Annotated in this window: 5 protein-coding genes; 2 read left to right on the plus strand and 3 right to left on the minus strand. The window is 74.2% G+C overall.

Annotated elements, in window-relative coordinates; genetic code table 11:
- Window positions 1-101: 101 nt before the first annotated feature.
- On the plus strand, window positions 102-932 hold the full coding sequence (locus DZF91_RS27730; protein WP_199486943.1) for a rhomboid-like protein: 831 nt from the start codon (window positions 102-104) through the stop codon (window positions 930-932).
- A 52-nt stretch (window positions 933-984) separates the two neighbouring features.
- Here DZF91_RS27730 and DZF91_RS27735 read toward each other — a convergent pair whose 3' ends face one another.
- Complete coding sequence (locus DZF91_RS27735) at window positions 985-1914, minus strand: helix-turn-helix transcriptional regulator (RefSeq protein WP_117360085.1); 930 nt, start codon at window positions 1912-1914, stop codon at window positions 985-987.
- Window positions 1915-2084: 170 nt separating this feature from the next.
- Between DZF91_RS27735 and DZF91_RS27740 the strand changes: the two genes are divergently transcribed.
- Window positions 2085-2846, plus strand: coding sequence for an SDR family oxidoreductase (locus DZF91_RS27740; RefSeq protein ID WP_117360086.1), 762 nt, complete (start codon window positions 2085-2087; stop codon window positions 2844-2846).
- 114 nt (window positions 2847-2960) lie between these two features.
- Here DZF91_RS27740 and DZF91_RS27745 read toward each other — a convergent pair whose 3' ends face one another.
- Together DZF91_RS27745 and DZF91_RS27750 are read right to left on the minus strand one after the other, a co-directional pair.
- On the minus strand, window positions 2961-3908 hold the full coding sequence (locus DZF91_RS27745) for a VWA domain-containing protein (protein WP_117360087.1): 948 nt from the start codon (window positions 3906-3908) through the stop codon (window positions 2961-2963).
- A partial coding sequence (locus tag DZF91_RS27750) for a DUF58 domain-containing protein (RefSeq protein ID WP_456236663.1) occupies window positions 3905-4435 on the minus strand: 531 nt, incomplete at its 5' end. The genes DZF91_RS27750 and DZF91_RS27745, both read right to left, overlap by 4 nt.

Raw genomic sequence — 4435 nt, forward strand, 5'->3', positions numbered from 1 at the left:
CGTCCGGGAGGGCCCGCGTCCGCGCGTAGGGGAGAGTGGGGGCAGAGTGTGGGGGGAGGGTGGGAACGTCGGGACCGCCGGGGTGAGGTCGAGGGGCGAGAATGGTCGTCGCGTTCGTGCTGGTCGTGGTCGGGTGGTACGCCCTGCGGGCCCTCGGGCTGGTCTGGGAGCCCGCCCGGTGGGCCGTCGCCCGCTGCGAACCCTGGACCCGCCGCGCGCACGCCTGGGCGCTGTCGGCGCCCGCGACCTTCACCTACGTCGCGGTCTTCACCGCCTCCACCCTCGTCCAGTTCTCCGCCCCGCCCAAACTCATCGACCTGCTCACCACCCTGCAGAGCACCAACCTGCGCAACCTGCACCGCGCCCCGCTGAAGGCCCTCCTGGACAGCGCCCTGTGGGTCGCCGACCAGGGGCAGGGCCTCACCCTGTACATCGCCCTGTTCGTCACCGTCGTCGCCTGGGCCGAACAGCGCTACGGCACGCCCCGCATCCTGCTGGTGTGGCTGTGCGGGCACGTCCTGGGATCGCTGCTGACGGCCCTGGTGGAGACCCACGCCCTGGAGAACGGACGGGCCCCGTCCCGCCTCGCCGTCACCACCGACGTCGGCGTCAGCTACATCATGGTCGCCGGATGCGCCGCGGCCGTCCTGCTGATGCGCGGCCGGTGGCTGGCCCTGGGCATCGCCGGCCTCACCCTCGGGGTCGTCGCCCCCGCCGTCTGGAACCACTCCCTGTGGGACCTGGGCCACCTGTTCGCGACCGCCTGCGGACTCGCCGCCGCGTGGGCGCTGCTGCAGATCGCCCCTCCCCGCACCCCGCCGCGGCTGCTGCCCTGCCTGCCGCGTCCCGCTCCGCTGTCGGGCCGCGCCGCCGACGCAGCCGGCACCGGCGTCCTCGGCGGCGGCCCCCGCGACGGCGACCCGCACCCCTGAACCCCTGGACCGGCAGCCCGGGGCCGCGGACGGCACCGGACGGCGCGTCCCCTCAGAGGGTCGTCGGATGCGGATCGCCCGCCGGACGGCTGTTGTCCGCCGGCCCGTGGTGCGCCGGGCCGTGGTGCGCAGCGCCGGAAGCCCCAGGCCGGAACCCGCCGGTGGAGTCAGGGTGGGACAGCGCGGCCAGGAGCCGCAGCTTCTCGTCGCTGTCGCTGTCCTTGTCGGGGTAGTACACGACCAGGATGACGTCGTCGATGGGCAGCTTGTCGCGGTGCAGGCGCAGCTCACCCACCACCGGATGGTTCACCGTGGTCGTGCCCCCGGCCAGCACGCGGACGTCGTGGCGCGCCCACAGGGCGCGGAACCGCTGGCTGGACAGCGCGAGCTCCCCGACGAGCTCGACGAACCGCGGGTCGTCGGTGTCGTCCCCGATGGTGGTGCGCAGAGCGGCGACGAACTCGGCGGTGGCCTTCGCCCAGTCCTGGTGGAAGGCCCTCTCCTCCGGATCCAGGAGCAGGGAACGCAGCCGGTTCTCCCCGGGCCGCAGGCGCGGGGACAGCGCGACGGCCATCGGATTGGACGCCAGGACGTCGAACGCGCGCCCCTCGACGAACGCCGGGACCTGCAGATGCGCCAGCAGCTCGTGCACCCGCGCCGGGACGTGCTCGGGCCGCTTGCGGCGCGGCGCCCTGGGACGCGCCGCCGTGAGGCCCAGCAGGTACGTCCGCTCGACCTCGTCGAGCAGCAGGACGCGCGCCAGCGACTCCAGGACCTGCGGTGAGGGGTTCTTGTCCCGGCCCCGCTCCAGCCGCAGGTAGTAGTCGGGGCTGATCCCGGCGAGCAGCGCGACCTCCTCGCGCCGCAGGCCCGGCACACGCCGGTTGCCGCCGGCCGGGAGCCCCACCTGCGCCGGAGTGACCAGCTCACGCCGGGCGCGCAGGTACTCGCCGAGCCGGTTCCCCGATGCCTCGTCCTTCATACCTCCCACGGTAGGCGGTGCTCGCGGCCCGAAAGGGGGCCCTGCCAGGACCAGGGAACACCGGGGCACTGCCCCGCCCGGCGGAATCCGCTGAGACTGCGAGACAGCCGGTTCCGGACCAGGCACCGCCCGGAACGCAGGAAGACCAGGAAAAGGAAGAGGAAGATCTCGTGGACATCTCCCACCGCACCGTCCTCATCGTCGGCGGCACCTCCGGCATCGGACGCGAACTGGCCCGCCGGTTCGCCGCGGCCGGCAGCACCGTCGCCGTCGCCGGCCGCGACCCCCGGTCCCTCGCCGACCTCGCCGCAGAGGGCTTCGGCGCCTTCACCCTCGACGTCACCGACGGACCGTCCGTCACCGCCGCCCGCGACGCCGTCCTCGCCCGCCACCCCGACCTCGACACCGTGGTGACCATGGCGGGCGTCATGCTCCTGGAGGACCTGCGCGACCCCGCGCACTTCGACACGGCCCGGACGACGATCGACACCAACCTGCTCGGCACCATCCGCGTCATCGACGCCTTCACCCCCCACCTGGTCGGGCGCGGCGCCGGGACCTTCGTCACCGTCACCTCGGGCATCGCGTTCCTGCCGTTCCCGCCCATGCCGAGCTACGCCGCCTCCAAGGCCGCCGTGCACGCCTACTCCGAGGCCCTGCGCGCGCAGCTCGACGGCACCGGCGTCGGCGTCGTCGAACTCGTCCCCCCGGCCGTCGCCACCGCGGGCCAGGAGAAGGTGAACCCGCACGCGCTGCCGCTGGACGACTTCGCCACCGAGGCCATGGACCTGCTGTCGGCCGACCCCACCCCGCGCGAGATCCTCGTGAAGGGCGTCCTCATGCACCGCTGGGCCGAACGCGACGGCACCTACGACGAGCTCGTCGCCCAGCGCTCCCAGGCCCTGACCATGCTCCCCGGCCGCCGAAGCTGACCCACCCCGAACGACCACCACGCGGAAGAGGAGGGCAGAGGGACGCGCCCGGACGGGGAGCGCAGGGAGCGCGGTGGGCGGAGGCGGGTGCGGGCCGTGCGGGCCGGGGGTGGGTCAGGGGAGGCGGGAGAACCAGGCCAGGGACGTCCCCGCCGCCGCCAACGCGAACAACAACGCGATCCCCAGGAACCGCGCCGAGATGTCCCGATGCTCGATCTTGAACCCCAGCGAACTGCCGATATGGCTGTACACCTCGGTGAGCTGCCCCAGCGACTGCGCCTCGTACGCCTTGCCGTCGGTCGACTCCGCCAGCGCCCGCAGCGTCTCCTTGTTCACCGACACCCCGGTCGTCTCACCCTCGATGTCCACCGTCCCGTACGGCGTCCCGAACGCGATCGTCGACACCGGCACGTGCGCCGCGCGCGAGGCGTCCACCGCCTCCTGCACCGACCGGCCCGTCGTGTTGTCCCCGTCCGACAGCAGCACGATGTGCGCGGGCGGCGGATCCTGGCTCGCCTGCGCGTCGAACGTCCGGACCGCCTGCAGGCAGGTGAACACCGCCTCGCCGATCGCGGTCCGCTTGGCCAGCACCAGCTGGTCGATCGACGCCAGCGCCGCCTGCCGGTCCGCCGACGGCGGCGCGATCAGGTTCGCGTTCCCCGCGAACGACACCACCCCCACGTTGAACCGCGCCGGGAGCTCCCCGATGAACTTCTTCGCCGCCGCCTTGGCCGCCTCCACCCGGCTCGGCGGGACGTCCTTGGCCATCATCGACAGCGACACGTCCACCGCCACCATGATCGTCGCCCGGTCGCGGGGGACCTTCACGCTCCCCGCGGGACGCGCGAACCCCACGATCATCAACGCGACCATCACCAGGAACAGCCCCGCCGCCACATGCCGCCGCCACCCCGGATGCCGGGGCGCGACCTGCGACAGCAGCGCCAGATTCGTGAACCGCACCGCGTACGCGCGGCGCCGCCGCTGCAACAGCACGTACACCGCGACCAGCACCGGCAGCAGCACCAGCAGCCAGAGCCGCCCGGGGGACAGGAGGGTCATGCGTGCGCTCCCGCGGCCCCGCCACCCGAGGAGGAACCGGTAGAGGCGCTGCCCGCCGGGCCGGCGGCGCGTCCGGCCGCCCGGCGGCGGCGCAGCGCGAAACGGGCGATGTCGGTGACCCAGTCGCGGTCGGTCCGCAGCACCAGGTGGTGCGCCCCCGCACGGCGCAGCGCCGCCCGGGTCGCCTCCCGCTGCTCCCGCGCCGCCGCCGCGTACCGCTCCCGGACCCGCCGGGACAGATGGAACTCCTGCGTGGCGCCCGTCTCCGGATCGACCATCTCGACCGGGCCGATGTCGGGCAGGTCCAGCTCACGCGGGTCGATGATCTCCACGGCGAGGACCTGGTGCCGCGCGGCCAGCCGCCGCAGCGGCCGCTCCCACGGCATCTCACCCCCGCCCGGACCGCCCCGCCCACCGGCCCCGGAACCAGAACCGGCGCCGGTGCGGCGGCGGCCACGGGCGGGCGCCGGCTCGGCGTCGGGAAGGAAGTCGGAGATCACCACCCGCAGACCGCGGCGGGTCTGCCC

It is taken from the genome of Actinomadura logoneensis (assembly GCF_003428695.1).
GTDB lineage: Bacteria > Actinomycetota > Actinomycetes > Streptosporangiales > Streptosporangiaceae > Spirillospora > Spirillospora logoneensis.